A 1,341-nucleotide genomic window follows, 5' to 3' on the forward strand; every position below is an offset into this window, starting at 1 on the left:
TTGTTGTGGTGCCTGCTTGTGTCGTTGTCACCTCGATGACGTCACCGGCTGAGTCACGGGTGTAGGAGACCTCACGGCCACTGGGATACGTGATCTTCGTGACGAGGCCTGCACCATCGTATTGGTACTGGGTAGTCAGGCTCTGCCCGTGGGTTTCCCAGGTTTCGTAAGCCAGCCATCCTTCGGGGGTGTAGCCAAATCTCCGGACACCGTTGCCATCATCGACTGAGGTCAAGCGGCCTATGCCGTATGGTGAGGTTGCTTCGTCGTACCCGTACAGAATTGGCGATTCGCCAGCGACATCGCTGGAGGTTTCGATGATCCGGTTCAGCGCGTCATAGCTGTAGCTTGTGGTTTGCCCCTTGGCCGTTTTGCGCGTTGCCACGTTACCGGCTTCGTCATAGGTAATGTCGGTGGTGCCGGTGTCCGGGCTCCGGACCTGGGTCACTTCGCCAAAGCCGTTGTAGCTGTAGTAGGTCAGGCGCGAACGAGGGTCGGAGACACGGTAAACATCGCCGGTATCCTTGTAGAGCACCTGCGTGACCTTCCCGAGGGGATCGGTCGTTTGTGTCCGGTGATGGAAGCCGTCGTACTTGTAGGAGTGTGTGTTACCAGAGGGACTGGTCTCCTGTATCAGGTTTGCCACCACATCGTAGGAAAACGATGACTGATTGCTATAGGCGTCGGAGACACTGGAGAGCCAGCCGATTTCGTTGAAGATCCGGCGCTCTATCCAACGGGTCTGGCCCAGCGCATCGAGCAGTCGCTCTTCTACTGGGTTCCCGAGGTCATTGAGCTCAAGCTCGCGCCGGTTGCCCTGTGCATCTGTTTCCGCCACCAGCCGATGTGCAGCGTCGTACTCATAGCTGCCGGTTGCATCATTTGGCTTGGTCAGCGCACTCAGGAGGCCCACAGCATCATAGTTGTAGACCGTGGTTCCTTCTGGCCCAGTGGAGCTGACAAGTCTTCCTCTGGCGTCATAGGTGAGGGTTTGGGTTACACCATTGACACCCTGAATGGTCCCGGCGCGACCGTTCGCGTCGTAGTCACCAAACTGCGTCACCTGCCCCAGCGCGTTCGTTGTCCGGATCAGGTTGCCCTGGTCATCGTAGTCAAATGTCGTAACATCGCTGACGTCGGTGCGCGGACCATCAACCGAGGCCAACAGGCTCGGCTTTCCTGTACCAACAGGGGCATAGGTGTAGGTCCATGTCCGGGAAGCGCCCGAGCTGCGATCAGTGACCTTGCGGCTTATCACCCGGAGATGAGTGTCGTAGGTGAGCTCAGTGATCCTGGTTGGTTCTGTGATTTTTGCCGGGAGCGACTTGGAAGGAAGCCAGT

1 pseudogene is annotated in these 1,341 nt (G+C 57.9%); it reads right to left on the reverse strand.

The annotated features are described in order from the left end of the window. Positions 1-1,341: pseudogene (locus tag R7P74_RS24775) on the reverse strand (RHS repeat-associated core domain-containing protein); the annotation flags it as partial.

Source organism: Vibrio sp. 2033, from assembly GCF_033339735.1.